Annotated in this window: 19 protein-coding genes and 1 tRNA gene; 5 read left to right on the top strand and 15 right to left on the bottom strand. The window is 40.5% G+C overall.

The window, feature by feature from the left end; translation table 11 throughout:
• Positions 1–12 precede the first annotated feature (12 nt).
• From hisS to BLS20_RS02540, 5 genes are all read right to left on the bottom strand, one after another.
• Positions 13–1,263 (bottom strand): histidine--tRNA ligase, encoded by a 1,251-nt coding sequence (hisS, locus tag BLS20_RS02560; RefSeq protein ID WP_090171866.1) that lies wholly within the window; start codon positions 1,261–1,263, stop codon positions 13–15.
• Between the two features lie 4 nt (positions 1,264–1,267).
• Complete coding sequence (gene hemZ / locus BLS20_RS02555; RefSeq protein WP_090171864.1) at positions 1,268–2,716, bottom strand: coproporphyrinogen dehydrogenase HemZ; 1,449 nt, start codon at positions 2,714–2,716, stop codon at positions 1,268–1,270.
• Positions 2,717–2,724: 8 nt separating this feature from the next.
• Positions 2,725–3,354 (bottom strand): MBL fold metallo-hydrolase, encoded by a 630-nt coding sequence (locus tag BLS20_RS02550; RefSeq protein WP_090171862.1) that lies wholly within the window; start codon positions 3,352–3,354, stop codon positions 2,725–2,727.
• A gap of 10 nt (positions 3,355–3,364) precedes the next feature.
• Positions 3,365–5,608: a RelA/SpoT family protein gene (locus tag BLS20_RS02545; protein ID WP_423230168.1), complete on the bottom strand. Its 2,244-nt coding sequence runs from the start codon at positions 5,606–5,608 to the stop codon at positions 3,365–3,367.
• Between the two features lie 207 nt (positions 5,609–5,815).
• Entirely contained in the window at positions 5,816–6,649 is an 834-nt protein-coding gene (locus BLS20_RS02540) for a GNAT family N-acetyltransferase (protein WP_176762258.1), read from the bottom strand.
• A gap of 115 nt (positions 6,650–6,764) precedes the next feature.
• Here BLS20_RS02540 and BLS20_RS02535 point away from each other — a divergent pair, with 115 nt between their 5' ends.
• Together BLS20_RS02535 and BLS20_RS02530 are read left to right on the top strand one after the other, a co-directional pair.
• Positions 6,765–7,283 carry a peptidylprolyl isomerase gene (locus tag BLS20_RS02535; protein WP_090171856.1) on the top strand — a complete coding sequence of 173 codons (519 nt, stop codon included), beginning with the start codon at positions 6,765–6,767 and terminating at the stop codon, positions 7,281–7,283.
• Between the two features lie 118 nt (positions 7,284–7,401).
• Positions 7,402–7,474 (top strand) — tRNA-Gly (locus BLS20_RS02530).
• A gap of 96 nt (positions 7,475–7,570) precedes the next feature.
• On the opposite strand, the gene BLS20_RS02525 is transcribed toward BLS20_RS02530, so the two are convergent.
• On the bottom strand, positions 7,571–8,716 hold the full coding sequence (locus BLS20_RS02525) for a cation diffusion facilitator family transporter (RefSeq protein WP_242870515.1): 1,146 nt from the start codon (positions 8,714–8,716) through the stop codon (positions 7,571–7,573).
• A gap of 158 nt (positions 8,717–8,874) precedes the next feature.
• Complete coding sequence (locus tag BLS20_RS02520) at positions 8,875–9,270, bottom strand: hypothetical protein (RefSeq protein WP_090171854.1); 396 nt, start codon at positions 9,268–9,270, stop codon at positions 8,875–8,877.
• A 198-nt stretch (positions 9,271–9,468) separates the two neighbouring features.
• Between BLS20_RS02520 and BLS20_RS02515 the strand changes: the two genes are divergently transcribed.
• Entirely contained in the window at positions 9,469–10,803 is a 1,335-nt protein-coding gene (locus BLS20_RS02515; RefSeq protein ID WP_090171852.1) for a right-handed parallel beta-helix repeat-containing protein, read from the top strand.
• A 1-nt stretch (position 10,804) separates the two neighbouring features.
• A complete protein-coding gene (locus BLS20_RS02510; protein ID WP_176762257.1) occupies positions 10,805–12,055 on the top strand; it encodes an N-acetylmuramoyl-L-alanine amidase family protein in 1,251 nt (416 codons plus the stop codon).
• Positions 12,056–12,252: 197 nt separating this feature from the next.
• On the opposite strand, the gene BLS20_RS02505 is transcribed toward BLS20_RS02510, so the two are convergent.
• From BLS20_RS02505 to BLS20_RS02495, 3 genes are read right to left on the bottom strand one after another with little or no spacing between them, the layout of a single operon-like run.
• On the bottom strand, positions 12,253–13,941 hold the full coding sequence (locus BLS20_RS02505) for an HD domain-containing phosphohydrolase (RefSeq protein ID WP_090171846.1): 1,689 nt from the start codon (positions 13,939–13,941) through the stop codon (positions 12,253–12,255).
• A gap of 6 nt (positions 13,942–13,947) precedes the next feature.
• Positions 13,948–14,712, bottom strand: coding sequence for a response regulator (locus BLS20_RS02500; RefSeq protein WP_090171843.1), 765 nt, complete (start codon positions 14,710–14,712; stop codon positions 13,948–13,950).
• Positions 14,713–14,716: 4 nt separating this feature from the next.
• Positions 14,717–17,677, bottom strand: a complete 2,961-nt coding sequence (locus BLS20_RS02495) for a hybrid sensor histidine kinase/response regulator (RefSeq protein ID WP_090171841.1) — start codon at positions 17,675–17,677, stop codon at positions 14,717–14,719.
• A gap of 255 nt (positions 17,678–17,932) precedes the next feature.
• Here BLS20_RS02495 and BLS20_RS02490 point away from each other — a divergent pair, with 255 nt between their 5' ends.
• A complete protein-coding gene (locus tag BLS20_RS02490) occupies positions 17,933–19,969 on the top strand; it encodes a methyl-accepting chemotaxis protein (protein WP_090171839.1) in 2,037 nt (678 codons plus the stop codon).
• A gap of 49 nt (positions 19,970–20,018) precedes the next feature.
• Here BLS20_RS02490 and BLS20_RS02485 read toward each other — a convergent pair whose 3' ends face one another.
• The 5 genes from BLS20_RS02485 to BLS20_RS02465 all read right to left on the bottom strand — a co-directional run bounded on the left by BLS20_RS02485 (position 20,019) and on the right by BLS20_RS02465 (position 22,718).
• Entirely contained in the window at positions 20,019–20,639 is a 621-nt protein-coding gene (locus BLS20_RS02485; RefSeq protein WP_090171837.1) for a methylated-DNA--[protein]-cysteine S-methyltransferase, read from the bottom strand.
• 120 nt (positions 20,640–20,759) lie between these two features.
• A complete protein-coding gene (locus BLS20_RS02480; protein ID WP_090171835.1) occupies positions 20,760–21,584 on the bottom strand; it encodes an MBL fold metallo-hydrolase in 825 nt (274 codons plus the stop codon).
• Between the two features lie 88 nt (positions 21,585–21,672).
• Positions 21,673–22,053, bottom strand: coding sequence for a cupin domain-containing protein (locus BLS20_RS02475; RefSeq protein WP_090171833.1), 381 nt, complete (start codon positions 22,051–22,053; stop codon positions 21,673–21,675).
• A 4-nt stretch (positions 22,054–22,057) separates the two neighbouring features.
• Complete coding sequence (locus tag BLS20_RS02470; RefSeq protein WP_090171831.1) at positions 22,058–22,381, bottom strand: rhodanese-like domain-containing protein; 324 nt, start codon at positions 22,379–22,381, stop codon at positions 22,058–22,060.
• A 16-nt stretch (positions 22,382–22,397) separates the two neighbouring features.
• Positions 22,398–22,718, bottom strand: coding sequence for a winged helix-turn-helix transcriptional regulator (locus BLS20_RS02465; protein WP_090172043.1), 321 nt, complete (start codon positions 22,716–22,718; stop codon positions 22,398–22,400).
• Positions 22,719–22,747 lie beyond the last annotated feature (29 nt).

The following is a 22,747-nucleotide window of genomic DNA, read 5'->3' as shown; positions in this document are numbered from 1 at the left end:
TTTGTTCCTTCCTTATCTGTTGAAAAATTCCTCAATATTGTCATAGCCTTCCTGCGCAAGCTTTTCCTTTTGAAATTTCTTATTCTTATTCATTCTGACAACCAAAATCTGTTCTCCGGCCTCACGTGCTTTTTGCGCCTTGGCAATGACTTGTGTCAGTTTCTCTGGCGAATATCCTTTTTCAATCAGATAAGCCGTCTTCTTAGGTTGCTTAGGAACTTTAAATCCACTTTCCATAAGAAGCAGAATAATTCTTTCAAATCCAATCGAGAATCCACATGCCGGTACATCCTTACCGGTAAAATTACCAACCATCTTATCATAACGGCCTCCGCCTCCACAGCTTCCGCCAAATTCCGGCATCGCAATTTCAAAAATTGTTCCCGTATAATAACTCATGCCTCTTACTAAAGTCGGATCAAATACCATCTCAAAATCAGCTGTTTTTGCTGTATCCACCGCACTGATAATTTCAAGAAGATTGTTCTTAGTCTCCTCTTCCATATAATCCCCAAGCGTATCTGCCAGATATACGATTCCGTTTTCTGCCTTTTCAATGCCTTCAAACAGGCCAAGATATTTTTCTACTGTTTCCTTCGCATAGCCTGCTTCTACCAATTCATTTGCTACGCCTTCAAGACCGATTTTGTCCATCTTATCCAAAATGATGAACACCTTGTCATAGTCATCTTCTTCAAATCCACTATATGCAGCCATTGCTTTTAAGATTCTTCTTTCATTAATACGAATCTCAAATTTTTTGAATCCCAATCTGCCAAGTGTGGTTGTCGTTGCAAGAATTAATTCAATTTCTGCAAGATTTCCCGGCTCCCCAAGAATATCTATATCGCACTGCATAAACTGACGATAGCGTCCTCTTTGCGGTCTGTCCGCTCTCCATACGTTTCCCATTTGAAGCGCTTTGAACGGCGATGGCAAGTCATTTGCATGATTTGAATAATAACGTGTAAGCGGAACGGTCAGGTCATAACGCATTCCATAATCTACCACTTCTTCTTCCGTTGTGGACTCTGCAACATTAAGTTTCTCGCCTCGTTTTAATACTTTAAAAATCAATTTTTCGTTTTCACCACCCTGCTTATTAGACAGGTTTGCAATGTTTTCCATACATGGTGTCTCAATTGGGGTAAATCCGTAGCTGCGATAAGTTTCCTTAATCACATTTTGCACATAATCACGTATTTTCATTTCTTCCGGCATGATATCTTTCATACCATTTACAGGCTTTTTACTAAGTGCCATCTTCTTATTCCTCCATATTACAAACTTCCATCAACTGATTGATTACGTTTGCCTTTTTTTCTATCATATCATCAATTCTGTCGAGGTATGTCCTTACATCCTTTACATTGGCTGCTCGCTTAATCTTGCCCTCTCCTAAAATCATCTTGGAAATTGCCCCGGCTCCAGCTGCAAGAATGCTATGCACATCTTCCATCATCAAAATGTTATAGATGCCCTCATGTCCTTCACTGCAATAACCAACATTTTCCATATTGCCGGTCATATTCTTTTGCCGGTACATATAATAAGGCCAAAGCCCCATCTGTCCGGCACTTTCCATCGTCATTTGCATAATTTTTTCCGAATTATAACTGGTAAGGTTTTCGTACTCTTCTTTTTGTATATTTAATTCGGATGCCCGCTTAATAGCAAGCGAGTGCACCGTAAGTCCTTCCGGCTTAAGCTCTCGAATCCGGCGTAGCGTATCCGCCACATCCTCCATCGTCTCGTCCATAAGGCCGACGATCAAATCCATATTAATATCATCAAACCCCATCTGCCTTGCAAGTTGAAAACTTTCCACAACCTGTTCAACCGTATGCTTCCTTCCGATAAGATCGAGTGTCTTTTGCTGCATGGTCTGCGGATTAATGGAAATTCGATTCACGCCGTGAGCCTTTAGTGTTTGCAATTTTTCTTTGGTAATTGAGTCCGCTCTTCCGGCCTCTACGCAGATTTCGACAACGCTTCCTAAGTCAAATGCATCCTCTACCACTCGCAGCACCCGGTCTAATTGCCGTGCACTTAATGTTGTAGGGGTTCCACCTCCCATATAAATAGTCAGCAAGCGAAACTCCTTCATCCGATGTGCAATATAGCGCAGCTCCTTCTCAAGGCAATCTAGATACCGTTCGATCTCATCTTGCCATGCCGCTACCGGATATGACGTAAAGGAGCAATACAAGCATCTGGTCGGACAAAACGGAATCCCAATATATAAACTGTAACTTCTCTCTAAAGGCAGCTGATTCAGCACACAAATCTCGCGCGCTGCCACTCTTGTTGCCAAAGAGGCCTTCTCCTTAGAAGTGTAATACATATTTACCATATCTTCAATCGCCAAAACCCCCGTGCCTCCATCTAAAAGCACTTCCATCGGTCTTTTAGTTGGTCGAACGCCGGTAAGCGTCCCCCAAGGCAATGTCTGACCGGTTCTTTCCGAAAGATACCGATACAACGCTTTTTTTATTGTATTTCTTGCTACGGAACGATTCGCTGTGTCAATAGGATACTTCTCTTTCTCCACAATTAGAGAATCCGAAAGAATCCTGATAGCAAGCGAAAACGATATCACCTCTCCCGGTCGTGCCTGTTTCTTCTGAAAGATCACTCTTTCTTTCGGATAAAATGCTTTTACCAGAGAGTGGATATCGTATTCATATTCGTCCGTATTTACTTGTATATATATCATAACTGTTTCTAAAAGAATGGATTATACTGTTTTTCGAATCCAATTGTGGTAAGCTGCTCATGCCCCGGAAACACATTCGTGTCTGCAGGCAATGTCAAAAGTTTTTCTTTTACTGCTCTTACAAGTGTCGATGTGCTACCATTTGGGAAATCTGTTCTTCCGATTGATTGATGGAACAGTGCATCTCCGGAAAACAACAGCTTTTGTTCTTCTACATAAAAAGAACAGCCTCCCGGTGTATGTCCCGGTGTAAATAGCACCTTGATGACGAATCCGGCATACTCTAGTATCTGTTCATCTTTTACAAATAGATCCGCATGATAAACTGCCGGAGCACCTCCCATCATACCACCAAGATTGAACCTTGGATTTTCCAAAGTCTCCTTTTCCTCTTCATGCGCAATGATAGGAATCGCATAATGTTCCCCGACTTGCGCGGCCGCTCCTGCATGATCAAAGTGTCCATGTGTCAGCAATATTGCCTGAGGCTTGCATCCTAACTTATCAATCTCGCCAATCAGCCTTTGCGCTTCATCTCCAGGATCTATAACCACCAATTCCTTTGTATCTTCATTTATCAGAAAATAGCAGTTGGTCATTACCGGCCCTACTTCATAATTTTTTACGGAAAATAACATATTGTCTCTCCTAACCTGTTGTTCTTTGTATGTCTATTACGCTTTGAATCTGTCTTAGTTTCTCCATAATCATGTTAAGTTCATCCTTACCACGAATATTAAAAGAGAGACTAATGGTTGCAATCCCCTGCTTGTTTACCTTGGAATTCATTCCTGTAATGTCAATGCCCCGTTCTGTAAACGCTTTGGAAATGTCTACCAATAATCCGGTTCTATTATTACCAAAGAGCTTGATTTCCGCCATGTACAGCTCATTTTCTTTTTCTTCCTTTGAGCCCACTTCCCAAGATGCATCAATCAGTCTTGCTCTATCCGTCTCCGGAAGATTCATAATATTGATACAATCTGTTCTGTGAATGGAAACCCCGCGGCCTCTTGTAACAAAACCTACAATTTCATCCCCCGGAATCGGACCACAGCATTTGGAAAACTTCACTGCCACATCATGAATTCCTTTTACTGTAATGCCGCTCTTTCTTCTAGACTTTGGAAGCATACTTACCTTACTGGTAACTTCTTCTACCTGTCCGACTACTTCCGCATCCGTAATTTCCTTGATGTGATCCATGCGGTAAAGTTCCAGCAGCTTATTTACAATCTGCCCTTCTTTAAGACCGCCGTGTCCGACAGCCGCCAGCAAAGCATCCCAATCCCGAAATCCATACTTTTTTATGACTTTGTCCTGATACTCAGGTACGATAAGTTTCGCATACTCAATAGACTTATTCTTGCAATAGTTCACAATGAGTTCTTTACCCTTTAACATATTTTCTTCTTTATATTCACTGCGAAACCACTGATTAATCTTGTTCTTTGCTTGCGTACTTTTTACAATGCCGAGCCAATCACGGCTTGGTCCTCTTGAATTCTGCGAAGTTATAATCTCAATACGATCTCCGTTACGAATCGTATAATCAATATTGACAAGCTTTCCGTTTACTTTAGCGCCGATCATCTTATTCCCGACTGCCGAATGAATGCTGTAGGCAAAATCAATTGTCGTAGAACCTTTTGGCAGATTCTTAACATCTCCTGCCGGTGTAAAGCAAAATACCACATCCCCGAACAGATTCAAGTCACTTTTCAGTAAGCTCATAAATTCCTTGTTGTCCGACATGTCGCGCTGCCATTCTAATATCTGTCGAAGCCAGGTTAGCTTTTCTTCTTCCTGCTCGCCACTTGTCTTGATTCCGTTCGAAGCTTCTTTATATTTCCAATGTGCTGCAATACCATACTCGGATACCCGGTGCATCTCCCAGGTTCTAATCTGTATCTCAAACGGCACACCGTTTGGTCCTATCAGTGTTGTGTGTAACGACTGATACATATTCGGTTTTGGCATGGCAATATAATCCTTAAACCGGCCCGGAATCGGTGTGTATTGTTCATGAATTGTACCCAAAGCCGCATAGCAATCCTTGACATCATCTACGATAATTCGAATTGCAAACAAGTCATAGATCTGATCAATGGTCTTATTCTGATTGACCATCTTCTTATAGATACTAAAGAAATGCTTTGCTCTTCCCTCAATCGTTGCATGAATATTCGCTTCGTCTATGTGTTTTTTTACTTCATCTACAAGACTTTGGATATATTCCTCGCGCACATTCTTGCGCACGGCAATCTTCTCCACAAGATCATAATAGGCCTCCGGCTCAAGATATTTAAGCGCCAAATCCTCTAGTTCAATCTTGATTTTGGAAATACCAAGCCTTTGTGCAATTGGTGCGTAGATATCCATCGTCTCTTTTGACTTTTCCTTTTGCTTTTCCGGCTTCATGTATTTCATTGTTCGCATATTATGGAGACGGTCTGCAAGCTTGATAATAATTACGCGAATATCCTTCGCCATGGCCAAAAACATCTTTCGAAGATTTTCAGCCTGCACCTCTATCTTGTCCGCCTCATAGGCGAGCTGTCCCAGTTTCGTAACGCCATCCACAAGCAATTCCACTTCCGGTGAGAACTTCTCGGCGATTTCTGCTCCTGTCATGACCGTATCTTCTACCACATCATGAAGAAGTCCCGCCACAATCGTCTCCTTATCCATCTCCAGCTCAGCAAGAATAATTGCGACGCAAAGAGGATGAATGATATAAGCCTCTCCTGATTTTCTCATCTGTCCCTGGTGTGCATCATAGGCAATCTTATAAGCCTCCTCGACCAGACTAATGTCCGCAGACGGATGATATTTTCTAATACTTGCAATCAATTCCTCATACAAAGATTCCGGCGACGAAAAATCTTCCATTGTCTTTATCTTCGTTCGTTCCGATACAAGCTGATTTTCTATTTTTTCTAATCGTTCTGCCTTATTGTCACTCATTCGCACACACCACACTTTTCTTCAACCTCAATCGGAGCTTTCGTCTCGACCAAAATCAAAAATTCTATTCAAAATATTATAATGAAAATCCACTATAAATTCAAGTCTCGCCCAGTGAGAAACGGCGCGAAATCAAAGTCCCATTTCTCTTTCAAACCACAGCATCTTCTTCCCATCCAGCAGCAATTCTTTTTTTTGTACAAATCCGATCTTATCAAGCAAGCGAATCGATGGTTCATTTTCCGGATGTACAAATGCGCTTATCAAGTTCTCGCCCAGCTCTTCTTTTGCATAGGACAGCAAAAATTCACACACTTCTGTAGCATACCCTTGTCTTTGATAGGAAACGTCCATTACGTATCCGAACTCTATCACCTGACGACCTTGCACCGTTCTTTGTTCAATCCCTGCGCGGCCAATCAGTTGATTCTTTGTCTTATCAAAAACAAGCCACATTCCATATCCATACAGCCCATACATATTTTGTATATATGCCTTTTGATATTGCTCCTCTTCTTCCCGTTCATATAACGGCTCGATGTAATCGCATATCCCTTTTTTTGCATACAAACGAAACAAATCATCCAGATCTTCTAGTGCCAGCTCGCGAATCTTGGTTCGCATCGTGTAGCCGATTGTCATAGGATATCCATGAAACCGGTTATAGACCAGCAAGATGTCATCTGCCGTAATCATCTGCGCATCCATATAGACATATCTCACTTTACTAAGCTTCGTTTGGGCGCTTTCCTTTTCAAGCCCCAGTACCGCAATCTTATTATCATATGCAAAATCTACCATGTTCTGCGTTCCGGTCATAAGTAGCATATTTTCCGGCTTTACATCTGCATATTTCGTTGCCGGATACAGCTTAATCTTCCTTTTTTCCAATTCATTTTCCAGTTCACATACTTTATCTTTTGTAAAATACGCTTCCTCATAAAACACGTGTGTCAGCCTTGTCATATCACCTTTCTCCTTCATTTCCTATACTAACATGTTTTTGCAAAAGCCTTTACTATTTTTTACTTATCCCTTAAAATATAAAGAGTTTGATAATACAGAAAGGCGGATTATAATTATGAGTAACCCAATCGTTACAATCGAGATGGAAAACGGCGATATCATGAAGGCAGAACTGTATCCGGAAATCGCTCCTAATACAGTCAACAACTTCATCAGCCTCATTAACAAAAATTTCTATGATGGATTAATCTTCCATCGTGTCATTGAAGGATTTATGATTCAGGGAGGATGCCCTGACGGAAATGGAATGGGCGGTCCTGGTTATTCCATCAAAGGTGAATTTTCATCTAATGGATTTGAAAACAACTTAAAGCATGACAAAGGCGTTCTTTCCATGGCACGTGCCATGCATCCGGACTCTGCAGGATCTCAGTTCTTTATCATGCATGAGACAAGCCCTCATCTTGATGATAACTATGCTGCATTCGGCAAGATTATCGAAGGACAGGATGTGGTAGATAAGATTGCTTCTTGCGATCGTGATTATATGGATAGACCAAAGGAAGATCAGGTTATGAAAAAAGTTACGGTTGATACTTTTGGTGAGACGTATCCAGAACCTGAAAAATGCTAATATTTACCATGACAAACGGGGCTCGATAATTTTTGAAAAAAATATTCAAAATTGTGTTGACAACTACCACAATTAATAGTATGATTATATTCGTTCCGATGAGGAGCGCAAGACAAATGCGACAGTGGCGTAGTTGGTAACGCGCGACCTTGCCAAGGTCGAGACCGCGGGTTCGAGCCCCGTCTGTCGCTCTTTTATTTAAGATAATCCTTGTGATTATCTTATTTTTTTTGCCATGTCAAGACTCGTTCGGGCCCGCTTAAGCAGACCCGAATTCCTATACATCATTATTTATCACTTTCACTAAAGTCCGTATCTAATTGCATCTGAATACTGTAATCGGGATATTCGGGTTTGATTTTTCCAACAAGCTCCTCATAAACCTGCTCCCGATCTAGCGCATCAAAACTAATCACCACATCAAATCGTATACTCATCTCTTCCTTATCAAGATAAAAACCATGCATCTGCAACACATGCTCGTGCTCCATGACTATTTCCCTAATGTGTTCCCTTATTGCAATAGCTTCTTGATCTTTGGTATTTACCGAATACACCCCGATTGCCGTAAGAATCACATCATACTTGGCATATACATCCATCGTAATACGCCGAATCAGCTTATCTAATTCATTTGCCGAATAGGTATCCGGAACTTCTATATGAATGGAACCATTATAGGCATTCGGTCCGTAATTATTGAGCACCAGATCATATGAACCGCTCACATCCGGATAGCTGTTCACTAATGCCTTTATATTACTTGCAAGCTCAACATCTGCCCGTTCTCCTAGGATTCTTGAGAGCGCTTCGCGAATCATATCAATTCCGGTTTTTACAATAACAATGGAAATAATTGCTGCAAGATAAGCTTCCAGCGATATGTTAAATATCAAATAAATCACCGCAGCCGCAAGCGTTGCCGCAGAAATAACAGCATCAAGTCTGGCGTCTTCACCGGAATTAATTAAAGAATCTGAATTGACCTTTATTCCGACCTTCTTTACATATTGCCCAAGCAAGAGCTTAACCACTACCGCCACTGCTACAATAATCAATGATATCGAAGTATAATCCGGCATATCCGGATGAATTATTTTTTCAATAGATTCTTTTAGGGATGCAACACCGGCATAAAGAACAATAACCGAAATCACAAGTGCGCTTAAGTATTCTGCCCTTCCATGTCCGAACGGATGCGTCCGATCCGGCCTTTTCGACGCAAGTTTTGTTCCAACAATCGTGATAAGAGAACTTGCGGCATCCGAAATATTATTCACCGCATCCATCGTTATGGCAATAGAATGTGTCATAATACCTATCGTTGCCTTAAATGCCGCCAGCAAAACATTCGCCATAATTCCAAGGATACTTGTCTTTACAATCGTCTGATTTCTCTTCTTTTTGCTATCAAGCACTTCTGATACAGACACTTTTATGCTCCCCCTTTTTGATGCTTTTTTGTATTCCTAATCAGTATAGCATTCCCATATTGTCCACTTCAACTCCTACCGCAATCGTCTCCCTTCCACAAAAAAGCCCCGGCTAAGAATTAATGTCTTAGCCGGGGCTTTGATTACGGTTATCTGCTTTACTCTTCCCACTCTACCTTGCCACTCTTAATATGTTCACGAAGTTCAAGTTCTTTGTGAATCTCTTTATGAATCTCACGCCATCCTCGAACAATCAGATTCTTATCATCCTCCGGAATCCCACCAACAAGCTGAACTCCATTCGTTCTAAACTCTCTTTCATTATCGGAATAATTTCTTGTAAAGATACCATTTCTTCGAACCACTTCAATAACACCTTGAAAAATCTGAATGGTGAATCTGCTGCCATAATCATCTTCAACTTCAACAACGATTGCATCAACATCTTCAACGGAAACCTTCTTCACATATTCAACGATGTTTTCCCAGTATCTTTCAACAGCTTCTTTCATCTCTTTTGAACGATAAACAGTCTCCAATCTTCTAACTTTCATGCGTTTCCCTCCATAAAATATGAAACAAAGTTTTAGCATTTACTACTGAAAGTATACCACAGACTAGTACTTTTGCTACATAACCTTTTGATTATACCCATATATCTTTTTACTTATCCTTGCGCCACCTTTACTACTTACTTGTCTTTTTTTTTAGCCCTTGTTATAGTAAAATCAAAACAAAAAGGGGAGAGTTTCATGATCGTAACAAATAAAAAATGGATTTTTTATGGCCTTGTGTGCGCGCTTGCAATGCTATGTATTTTCCTATTAAATAAGCCACAAGTGACTGCCCAGGCTGCTACAACATACTATGTCAGCACTTCGGGCGACAACCGGCAAAGCGGTTCGAAGGCGCATCCTTTTCAAACCATTCAATATGGCATTTCACAATTATCTGCCGGTGATACATTGCTGATAAAAGGCGGTACTTACTACGAAACCCTTAAAGTTCCCAAAAAGATTCACGGCAAGAAAAATGCCCGTATCACCATTGCCAATGCACCCGGAGAACGTGCCATTATAAGCGGAAAGAACGCTTCTTCTTACGAGAGCGGACCAACCCTTCTTTCTTTGAATGGGACATCTTATATCACCATACGCGGACTTGAATTTACCGATGCGAGTGGTCAAAATGCCTGTGGTATCTACATTGCCGCCGGTACTCATCACTTTAAAATCGCAAAGAATCGAATTCACGATATTATCGTTCAAGATCCGACTACAAAAGATCGCTGCGCGAATGGAATCCTTCTTTTTGGAGACAGCGCAAAATATTCCATTCATGACGGGACTATATCCGCAAACACGCTTTACCGATGCACCACAGGATGGGCAGAGTGCCTGTCCGTTACGGGTAATGTCAAAAAGATTACGATTCATAAAAATACATTACGAAATATCGGAAATATTGGAATCGATCTATCCGGCAACTACGGCTATTGTAAAAAAGCATCTTTAGATTTTCCTCGTAATTGCAAGATTACAGCCAACAAAGTCTACCGATGCATTTCTCCAAATGCTACCTCCTACGGCATCTATATTGATGGCGGACAAAAGATTCTAATCAAGAACAATGTCGTAAAAGGTTGCCAGGGCGGCATTGAAATCGGTGCAGAGCAAAAACCCACAAAAGAAAAATATTCCACATCGCACATAACCGTAACCGGCAATAAATTATCCGGCAACCTAGAAGCAGCTATGGCGATTGGTGGTTACGAAAAAAAACTTGGATGGGTAACACAGGTAAGCATCACCAAAAACATCTGCAAAAACAACGGCACAAACGATACGATCGTTGCATTGTCGAAATGCAAAAATATAACCTTTACCCAAAATACGTTTTATAATAAAACCGGTAGTGCTGCCATCTTCTATAATGAAATGAGCCGTGCCTACACAAAGAATCTTACCTTTAGCCAGAACAAATATGGCAATAAGCAATGCTATTTTGTTCTTCATAATAAAGAATACACTTCCTTCGCAAAATGGAAAAAAGCAACAAAAGATAAAAACAGTAAGGTGGTTAAGTAAATTGAACAAATTAAAAACACTCATTATTATTCTAATCAGCGTTTGCCTATTTGGGTGCTGTCTCTCACTTTTTGCAAACACAACAACAGAAAATTCGGATTCCGGGAGCAGCAATGCTATACCGACAGCAACAAAAGTTACGCTTCCAAAATCCTCGTACACCTACACAGGTTCTGCCATCAAACCAGCCGTAACCGTAACAGCATCCGATAACAGCACCATCAGCGACGATTCTTATACGGTCTTTTATTCCTCCAACAAGGAAATTGGAACGGCAACGGTTACCGTCACTTTGACTGATGACGCTTCAACAACCTTAAAAACGACATTTAAAATTGTCCCTAAGAAATCCAAAATCACCTCGATTAAAGCAAAGAAAAAAGGATTCACCGTAAAGTTCAAAAAAGTCAGCACCAAAATGATTACCGGATATCAGCTCCAGTATTCTACCAGTAAGGATTTTTCATCTGCCAAGAAAAAAAATATATCTTCATCCAAAAAATCAAAAACCATTACCGGCTTAAAAGGCGCAAAGAAATACTACGTTCGCATTCGCACCTATAAAACCGTAGATGGAACAAACTATTATTCTTCTTGGTCAGCTGTACAATCCGTAAAGACTTGCAAATATCTTATTGCAATCGATGCCGGACATCAGCGCTACGCCAACTTAGCTCTTGAACCGGTCGGTCCTGGTTCTTCTACCAAGAAGGCAAAAGTCACCGGTGGAACTACCGGTGTTGCAACCGGTCTTACGGAATATAATCTGAACCTGCAGATTTCCAAAAAACTAAAAACCATATTGACCAATCGAGGATATGAAGTGTATCTAATTCGCACTTCCAACAACGTCAATATCTCCAATGCAAAAAGAGCCAAAAAGGCAAATAAATCCGGAGCAGATATCTTCCTGCGGATTCATGCTAACGGAAGCAGCAATTCTTCTACCACCGGAGCACAGACCATCTGTATGACGTCTCACAATCCATATAATGCCAATCTTTACTCGGCTAGTTACAAGCTTTCGAAATCGATCTTAAGTGCCTATACATCCAAAACCGGTATTCGCAGCGAGGGCGTTCAAACACGCGACGATTTAACCGGAACCAATTGGAGTAAAATACCGGTTACGCTAATTGAACTTGGTTATATGTCCAATCCATCCGAAGATAAGAAAATGGCCAATTCTTCTTTCCAGAAAAAAATGGCAAAGGGCATTGCAGACGGCATTGACCAATATTTCGGAAATTAATTGCATAGAGCTAAAAAATAAGGAACGATGAAGAAATATTCATCGTTCCTTTTGTTCGATTAATTCCATAACGTCAAGACTCGCTCGCGAGTCTTGCGCGCCGGATTCGGGTCTGCTTCAGCAGACAAATTCCTGTCCGAATCCGTGTGCATCCTCGCGGAGCGTTTAACTCAGTCGGAGCTTGTACTCCGACTGAGTTAATTTGCATAGTACTCTTCCATCTTTTCTTTACATCCTAGAAATACAGAATACATATTCGGATCAAATTGAGTTCCCATATTTTCTGTAATAATCCGGGTAACTTCCGGAACACTCATCGCCTTACGGTAGCAACGGTCAGTAATAAGTGCATCATAAACATCTGCAACAGCCATAATTCGAGCTTCTAACGGAATCATCTCTCCGACAAGACCTTCCGGATAACCGCCGCCATCCCAGCGTTCATGATGATAACGCGCTACATTAAATGCCACCTTCACAAAACGCTTCTCTTCTACGGAATCCAAAATCAAATGAACAAATTCCCCACTCTTAACGGAATGTGTCTTCATAATTTCGTATTCATCATCCGTAAGTCTTCCCGGTTTTAGAAGAATATGATTATCGATTGTGATTTTTCCTAAATCATGCATAGGTGCGGCTCTAATAATATCCTCAGCCATCTGCTCATCCATATCATAAATTCCCTGCTTTTGAACTTCTTCCACAAGGATACGAACCACTTCACTTGTACGCTTTACGTGACCTCCAGTATTGCTATCACGGTTATCAATCATATTGGCAAGCCCAATGACAACCTTTTCCTGAATACGTTTGATATTTTCCATCTTCTCAGATACTTCTTCATTTAGCGTCTTATTATAATTACGCATTACCTGGAAGACTCGTCTTTCTTCTGTTATATCGCGAATATCAAACAAATATCCTTGTGCCTTACCGGATCTGGCAAGACTAAATTCCGAGATTTCACATAAACAAGCCATTTCTCCAACTTGAAACTCGCTCGTTAATGTCCCCCCGTTTTTGTATGCATCTAAAAGATCATATAATATTTCATTGGCAAACGTTCCCTTTTGCAGCTGTTCATCTACAATCTGCATTTCCAGTTCCGGCATAAAGTCATAAGTCTTTTTGTTACAGCTTAGAAATTCTCCTGATAAACTAAGTGCCACATAAGCACGTTTGCTGTTTTCTGCTTGTTCTTTTGATACAAGAAACGAAATATCATGATTATGATCACGATCATAATTAAACGCAATCAATACGTCCGAGACAACATACAATGTCGGCAATGTGGAAAAGTCAATATCAATAAGTGCTTCAATAATATAAATCAAGATTCCTGCTGCCAAAACCGCAGTATACAAAATCAAGGTCTTACGCGAATACGTTCCCTTTTTCACCCATGCTACAATAAGAAGCCAGACAATCGCAATCATGACGATAAGCAAAAATGCCCAATGCACCGACTTAAGCGGACCACTTTCCATCTTTGTCGCAATTCCTACTCCGGTATCAATCAACTTCATTGACTTATAATAAAGCTTATTATGAATGCAATTCCATATAACGAAGATATGCACAAATGTTGCTATGTAAACTAAAGCCTTTCCCCATACCGGCATACGAATCTGCAACATTCGCAGAATCGAGAATAATATAATCACCAATAAGACAGTGCTATCTAAGTAAATAAACGCAAATGCAATCCGCGCACCTTCCACCGATGTTACCGTTGTCTTAAGCCAATATCCCAGTAAAATAACCGGCACCAAAATTACAATCGACCAATAGTAGATATCCACGACCACATAATTTTTCATAGCCATGTAAACAATGACACCGATTGAAATCAGCAATAGGATTTCAAAATATATACTAATCATCCGTACCTAACTCTCCTTCTCAAAAAAGTTACGTATACTTACAAGGATAGAATCTCTTGGTTGCGTCTTTAAAATATACCCTTGTGGTTTTAACTGTAGAAGTTCTTGAACTGTCTGCTGATCATTTTTCGATGTCAAAAAGATTACAGGCGGTCTTTCTTTTTGCTCTTCACTATTAAGCATCTCCAAAAACTGCGCTCCACTGCAGACCGGCATTTCATAATCCAGTAATATCAAATCCGGCCTCTTAATGCTAATCAGCTTTATTGCCGCAAATGCCGACGGACACACACTAACATTATAGTCGTCTTCGAGCCACTCTGTGATTGTACGAAGGAATGCCGGCGAATCATCCACAACCAGAACCTGCCTGCGAAGTCCGTGATTTTTAATCCGTTCCAGCAACTCCTCAACTTTCTCCGCTACATCTTTTGCATTAACCGGACGCTGAAACTTTTCTGCCACCAGCGCCGGTGATGTTACTTCCATCAGCGATTCAATATTCTCTGCCTCATCCACCAATATGATGTGACTTCCCTGCTCGATGCAATAATCATACAAAAATCCTCTCTCCTGTACGAATTCGAGCAGCATTTCCGCTTCAGCAATCACAAGCGGCGGCATGACCTTTGGATGGTTCGAAATACATTTACTGATTTCTAATACATCCGTTTTGATATTATATTCCTCCAAGAAAACTTTCAAAGCTCCATTTACAAAGGAAATATTATGGTGAATGACAAACAATACCTGAATTTCGTTTTGTTCCATGCGATTAATCTCCTATCATTTTCCTGCAAATCGTTTCGCATCCTTCAGCATCAAGATTTGCAACCGAAACCTTAATTTCCTCCATTACCTCCTGCAAAGCTTCATCATCTTGATAACTATCAAGCTCTTTTACAATGGAATCAGCCCCTTTAATATCATACGCATTCATACTGGTAATCAATTGCTTTAACAGACTGACTAATGCTTCTTCATGAATCGAGCCTTCTTTTACATCCACATTTCTAGTCTTTTCAAAGTATTCCTTAAAACTCAGATAGACCTTCTCCCAAAATTCCAGGAAATAATTTGTAGTCTCCAAAATCTGCTGCACCTTTTTATCTCTTGCCGCATATTCAAGCTGCGCAGCAGCGCCATGTAACTGAATCGCACCGCATAGTGCTGCCGAAGTTTTCATCGCATGTACTTTAATACGATAATGTGTTAATGCATCGTAATTATCCGGGTCTTCGCGCAGTTCATCATAATACTGTTTTAACTCTTCTGCATCAGACATCGCCAATTGTTCAAAGCGTTCCATGATACGAAGTGCACCATCTATACCACCACTGTGCTCTAAAGCATATCCAACATCCACACCTTCAATCTCCGGCATAGTGATTTCATTTTTTTCAGTATTTGCCGTTGATGCTTCCTCAATCAATTCCGGCGAAAGAATCTGCACAATCTTTTCTTCTAGCTTGCTTTCCTCAATCGGCTTGGCAAGGAAATCGTTAAATCCTTCCTGCAGATATTGCTCCTTCGCTCCTTGCATTGCATTTGCTGTAAGAATAATCACCGGCGTGTTTTTATTCTTTCCGTCCACCTGCTCACGAATTGCATGAAATGCTTCAATGCCATCCATTTCCGGCATCATATGATCCATAAAAATCAAATCATATTCTTTCTTTTTCGTTAATTCTAATGCCGCTGCTCCACTCGTTTCTTTATCAATCTGCATCTGTGTTTCTTTTAACAGATTGGCAAACACAATGAGATTCATATCATTATCATCGACTACCAATATACGCGCCTTTGGTGCTTTAAAAGATGATTTCTCATCCTCGCCAATCAGTTCTGTATTAACCGTATCCCAATTCACTTTACCCACAGGTGTCGAATCTATAACCTTTTGTTCAACCTCAAAATAAAAGTCGCTGCCTTTCCCATACACACTTGCCACTTTAAGCTGCGAACCCATAAGGTCCAAAAGTCCTTGTACCAGATTCATTCCGATTCCGGTACCTTCTACATTACGATTTTTTTTCGAATCAAATCGCGAAAACCGCTCAAACAGTTTCTTTTGATTTTCCGGCGTAATTCCGGAGCCGGAATCTTTTACAGAAAAGAGAAGATGTACTTTATCTTCTTGTGTCATCTTGCCGTACACTGCCATACGGATTCCACCTGATTCCGTATATTTAAGTGCATTTGTAAGCAAATTAATAATGACTTGTTTTAATCTTACATCATCTCCATACAGATGATCCGGAAGGTTTTCACTGACATCAATTCGAAACTCTAAATTCTTGCTTCGAATTCTTGTTTTCACAACACATTCAGCCTCATAAATCATCTTTTTCAGAGAGTACTCCCCTTCTACCAATTCCATCTTACCGGCCTCAAGCTTGGAATAATCAAGAATTCCATTAATCAGTGCCAACAGCATATTACCTGCCACTTTTATGTCCCTTGCATACGCTCGTACAGAATTTTCGCTGCATTCTCGCAAAATCATGGTATCGAGTCCTAAAATCGTGTTAATCGGTGTACGAATCTCATGAGACATATTTGCCAAAAACGCACTCTTGGCATTACTTTCTGAATTCGCTTTTTCTACCTGACTAAGCACTCGATTAATTTGTTCTTTCTCTTCATTAATCTGCTGCACCGTAAATAATACTTTTGTAACCATATCGTGATTATTTCGTTCCATTGCAATAAACTGGATACGATTCCAACCATACTTTTTACTCTCGTATTCAAATACAATGCTATTTTTCGTTGCCAATCTTCCGGCAATGGTACTTAAATCCGCAAATTCCTGCGTCAATTCGAGATATTCCTCTTTCGGATCCACTCTAAACAGATGTTCAAACTGTTCATGCGCCGGCATATCTTTCGGTCGATCTTTATCTTTTGTTAAATCATTTCCAACCAGCATAACTGTATCCGTCTGCAGATCCACAATATACACAACTTCATAAAGCTCTGACAGGCAGGAAATTCCGGACATTCGCAGTTCATTTTCTTTCTTGGTCTTTCGATAAACATAGCGGGCCACCAGATATATTCCGACAACAAACAGCCAGGCAACCGCCAACACAACGAAGATAAAGAAAAGAACGCCTTTTGTAATATCCCGGTAACAATAATAATCCATCGTATAATTGGTCAAATCTATTTCATCTTTATAATAAAAAATTCCTCCAACCGTAACACTATTTCCCGGAGGAATTGGTTTTTCCTGAAAGTTATCTGTAGGATAATAAATAACGCTATCTCCCTTTTTCAAAGGAATAAGCAAATCCGCTCCATCCATGATGTAATCCAGTTCAAGATCTTCAAGCTCATAATCCGCAAGACTAAGTTTTTGTACCGTTTCTTTATCCGTTCCTACATATTGATGAATCTCAACTTGTCCATTCCAAAACTGATTGATATAACAATCATTCTGAATATTAACCGTTATGCTCCAATCCTTCAAAAGCACAGATGAATTATTAAATACTTCGATATCATATATATTTCCCCAGATTCCCAAATCAATCTTTTCCCAAGATGAAGTACTGTCACCTCTATAATGCATATCTGCATAGATATCTTCCTCTTGCGCCAGGCCCACACTTTGATGCTTTTGATTATTGAAGTACCATCCTGATACCAATTGCGCTACAAGCAACAAAGCACATACCAATCCCATAATCACAATGAAAATAATTTTATTTTTAGCTCGATTTGCTTTCATTATCAAAATCCCCTGTCTAAGCTAAAAGTTTTCCTAAACCTTTATCATTTATGAATTATTATAGGTTATTTTTCCTATTTTTTCAATCAATTGTACTATCTCATTTTATCCTTTTCCTCTCCCAATGAATATCTTTATATATTTTTTCAATTTTTTATTTTTTTTTCACAATTAAGTCAAAAGTACTTGTATTTCAATTTTTTTAGTACTAAAATATAAATAATTTGATACTAATTACCTAAGGAGGATGTAAACATGAAAAATGCAAAACTTGCAACAAAAATATCCTTAATTGTTGTAATCGTTTTGGCTATCTGCTTGGCTGTTTTAGCAGTAATCACTAATAACCTTGCCACCAATGCCATGACTCAAGCAACACAAATGAGGATGAGGGAGGCAACAGAAGCACGCGCTCAAGTTATCGATGATTATATTGAATATATCAATGCTAAACTTGTCGCTTTCTCACGTTCGGATGAAGTGCGAAATGTACTGACCAATTATAATGAAGACACTTATCAGGAAGCGCAAGATTACTTAGATCGTATCGCAGCAGACTATGATTATATGGAGGGATTGTTTGTTAATCGAATGGATACCTGCCAGATTGTTCATAACAATCCGGATGCCATCAATGGCTACGAAGTTGAAGATGGCGTTGATGAATATCTTGCTGAAATTTTAGGAACCTCACCTGAAACCGGCATCCCGAATTTCTACGGTATCCGTACTTCACCGGCAACCGGCCAACAAGTACTTGTATCTTATTGCTCCGTCCTTGATGACAACGGAAAGGAACTTGGTTATGTCGGATGCGGAATCACTACCACCGGATTTCTCGAAACCGTAAGTGCGTTAACTTTCCATGGACTTGATAACGCACAGCTCATGATTATTGATACCAGTTCTAATTCTTTTGTCTACTGTCCTGATGAGGATAAAATCGGTTCAGAAGTAGATAATGACGGTCTTTTAAAGCTCTCCGAAAAAGCCGCAGCTTCCTCTGAAGCAATTAATGGTTCTGACGACGGTGATTCTAACCAGTTGTTCTACAACTCTATACCGGAGTATAACCTGTTAATATGTGTTCTAGATAGCACAGAGGAAATATATTCCTCTACGACTCACCTTTCTCACATGGTCATTCTCATGTGCGTAATTGTCGCAGTTGCAATTGCCATTATTACGATTTTGGTTGTATCTAAATTAGTAAAAGATCTTTCCAAGGTCAGTACCATCATCAAGCATGTTGCAGATACCATGGATATGACTCCTTCCGAGGAACTTAGTCATTATGCTGAGCGCGGTGATGAAGTGGGATATGTATCGAAAGCAACGATTGCTCTTACCGGCGCTGTTAATCAAGCTGCCAGTGCTCTTCAAGCCAGAGGAAAACAATTGTTTAATACAGCTGAGCAGTTATCGAATATTTCCAACCAGTCCTTAATGTCGGTTGAACAAGTCGAAGAAGCAGTACGAGAAATTGCAGAAGGCGCAACTTCTCAGGCCGGCGAAACAGAAAGAGCGAATGATAACGTAAATGAAATCGGTTCTCAGATTAATGATGCTGCAGACGTTACCAACAACATCATGACGACTTCCGAATCTATGAAAGAATCTTCTTTACATGTTACAGAAGTCATCGAGCAATTAATCTCCATTGGCGAAAAGACCACGGAAGCAATCAATGAAATTTACGAGCAGACCAATACAACAAACCATTCTGCAACACAGATTCAAAATGCAACAGAAATCATTACCTCCATTGCGGAAGAAACCAATCTTCTTTCCTTAAATGCCTCTATCGAGGCGGCCAGAGCCGGCGAACAAGGAAAAGGATTTGCCGTTGTTGCGACACAGATTCAAAAACTTGCAGAGCAATCTTCTGCTAGTGCACAGCAAATTGAAAATGTCATTGCAACCTTACTTGCGGATTCTAACAAATCGGTTGCAACCATGGAAAATGTAAAAGAAATCATGGCTCAGCAAGCTGAATATGTTCAAAAGACCGGCGTGATCTTCGCCGAAGTTCGTGAAGGAATTGATAAGACCTTAAGCGGTCTTGAAGAAATCTCAAGACGTACTAATTCAATGAACGATTCACGAAGAAATGTTGTAGACATTGTCGAAAACTTATCCGCTATTGCGGAAGAAAATGCAGCAAGTACAGAAGAGACCTCTGCTTCTGCCTCACTGGTAAACGAGTTGATGCAAAACATCTCGGAATCTGCAGAAAACGTGGCTCATATCGCAGAAGATATGGAACAGGAACTTTCTGTATTCAAACTATAACAACAAAAATCTCACACCACTCCTTTGATGGTGTGAGATTTTTTAATCCTTACAGTCCATATTTTTCTAAATCAACTTTCCCATCCTTAACTTCAATTCCATCCTTTTCCAAAAGCAGCGCTTGTGCGCCTTCCCCTCCGAACGCAAATTCCCCTGCAAGCTCTCCTTTTGCATTTACTACCCGATAGCAAGGAATCTCATCCGGATTGGGATTCTTATGCAGAGCATTTCCAACTGCTCTTGCCATCTTCTTATCGCCGGCCATTTCTGCAATCTGACCATAAGTTGCCACTTTACCCTTAGGAATGCGCTTTACCGCTTCATAAATCCTCTTGGCCGGACTATCTGTAACGAGATCATAACTTTCCGCAATCATCCGCTCAATCTCGCCCCTTGGAATCGAACCATCCAAAATAATCGTATTCCAATGCTCTTTATTCTGGTGCCAGCCCGGAATTACCGATGCATAGGTCTCTCTCCAAAAATCCCGCCACTCAGGGTCTACCTTCACATTCAAATTGATATACCCGTCTCGCTCATAGGTCCATAAAAACGCCTTTTTACTTCCCTTAACTCTGACAAGCTGCCAATTTAAATCCTTAAATGGCGCATCCTGATACGTATTTGGAAATGAAAGCCCATATTCTAATACTTCTTTTCTGGTCTTCATCATCCTTCTCCAATGCAAATATGCTTATTTTCTCTTATATCCTGTTATCATTGCCATAAAAAAACAAAATACAGATGCCCATGCAAAAAATCTGTGCCACTTCATAACAACCTACTCCTTTCAAATCTCCATTGAATCGCCACAGTGGACGTATTCAATCTGCCCTTTTAAGATGTCTTTCATGATTTCGTACGGCTCTGTTCCCGTACAATGACCGGTGAAAAATCTTGTCTTGCTACTCGCTAGTTCCTTCGCCGTATCTTTTATAAATGCAATATCTTCGTCCGAATAGCCCTCCTTACGCATCATGTGAAACCCGCTAAATACATAGTCCGGTTCCCCACCATATAACGCCTTGTATCTCGCCATAATATTTAAGATACCATGATGTGCGCATCCGGAAAACAGATAGATTCGGCCGTCTTGTCGAATCACAAGGCACTGCTCATGTGAAAAATCATCCGGTATCAGATTGCCATCCACCATCTTCCACAAACAATTATTAGTAAGTGGTGAGCCAATCTCATGTCCGACTCCGGAAAACAGTTCTAGTTCATCGTCAATGATTTGTGTTCCTTCTACAAGTTTCAGATTCTTAAGCTTTCGTATCGCAGGCGCAATGCCAATTGCGCGCGGCGCACCGCCTGAGCTTGTAGAGTAGTAATCCCCAAAGGACTCTTTTGTCACATAAATCTTCGCCGAATCATTGACAGCGGCAAATGGAAGAATGCCTCCACTGTGATCATAGTGACCGTGACTTAAAAATACGCTGTCAACCTGCGTAAGATCAATTTCGAGTCTTCGTGCATTTTCCAAAAAAAGATCCGTTTGTCCGGTATCCATTAAGATTTTATGTTGTTTCGTTTCCACATAAAAACACAATCCATGTTCCCCGGCACATCCGGATTCACCGGTTGTGTTTTCTACCAAATTCACGATCTTCATGTCTCTTCACCTCAGTCATAAGTACTATTTTATTATATACACGCTTTTTGTAAAAGACAATCAAAACAACTCTTAACTAGTTCTAACTTTATTCCTGATTTGAGCCTTTATCTTGCTCTGAAAGCTCATGCAAAATCATGATCATCATAACAAGATCTTCTTCCTTCTCGTTTCTTACGCCATGTCCTGCTCCGCTTTGGCACATATGCATATCTCCCGGATGAAGTATAAGCTCCTTACCATTATCATTTACCAGGGCTTCCCCGCTTAATACATAATACGTCTCAAATTCTCCGTCATGCTCATGATAGCCGATGGAACATCCCTTAGGAATTACAAGTTTGGAAAACACCTTCCCATGTCCCGGCGCCTCCTCCGGCAATAGCCAGTCATAAAATGTCAATGTCCCGTCTCCATCTTTAAGATGCTCCACGTTTCGAACGCGGATGTCTTCTTGTCTTCTGTACATATTCTTAACCCCTTTCTAAATCACCTTTGTATCTGTTAACACCACCCATATTCGTCACATTGGTATAGCCCATGGACTTTAATGCCTGTATAGCGCGCGAACTTCTCGCCCCGCTCAGACAGTACGCGAAGATTGGTGTCTCCTTTTTCTTCACCACTGAAGGTGCGTTTTGAATCATTGTCCCCGGAAGATTCACCGCACCCGGAATATGTCCCTGGCTGAATTCATGCGTTTCCCTGACATCCAAAAGAATCGCTCCCGGTGTTTTTTTATAATTCTCTAATTGCCGGTTGATATCACCTTGTTTCATTCTGTTAAATAGTCCCATATTAACACCTCCTGACCTATTCTTCATAAGTTCCTTTCATATAAGTTTTGCCCCAGTCGCATACTGCTTCAATCACGACCTTAAGTGTTTTCCCACGTTTGGTCAGTGAATACTCCGTCTTCGGCGGTACTACGGGATAAACCTTTCTATGTACCAATCCATCCGCCTCCAATTCTCGAAGTTGTTGTGTCAACATCTTCGCCGTCGCCTGCGGAATATACTTTTGAAGTTCATTATAGCGCAAAACCTCATCTTGTAATAAATGATATAAAATAATCATCTTGTACTTTCCACCAATCTGGCTAAATGTTGCTTCAACCGGACAATGAAACTTCATCTTTTGCAAAACATCCACCTCCTTATACT

It is taken from the genome of Eubacterium oxidoreducens (genome assembly GCF_900104415.1).
Lineage (GTDB): Bacteria > Bacillota > Clostridia > Lachnospirales > Lachnospiraceae > Eubacterium_C > Eubacterium_C oxidoreducens.
This window is presented reverse-complemented; position numbering and strand designations above follow the sequence as displayed.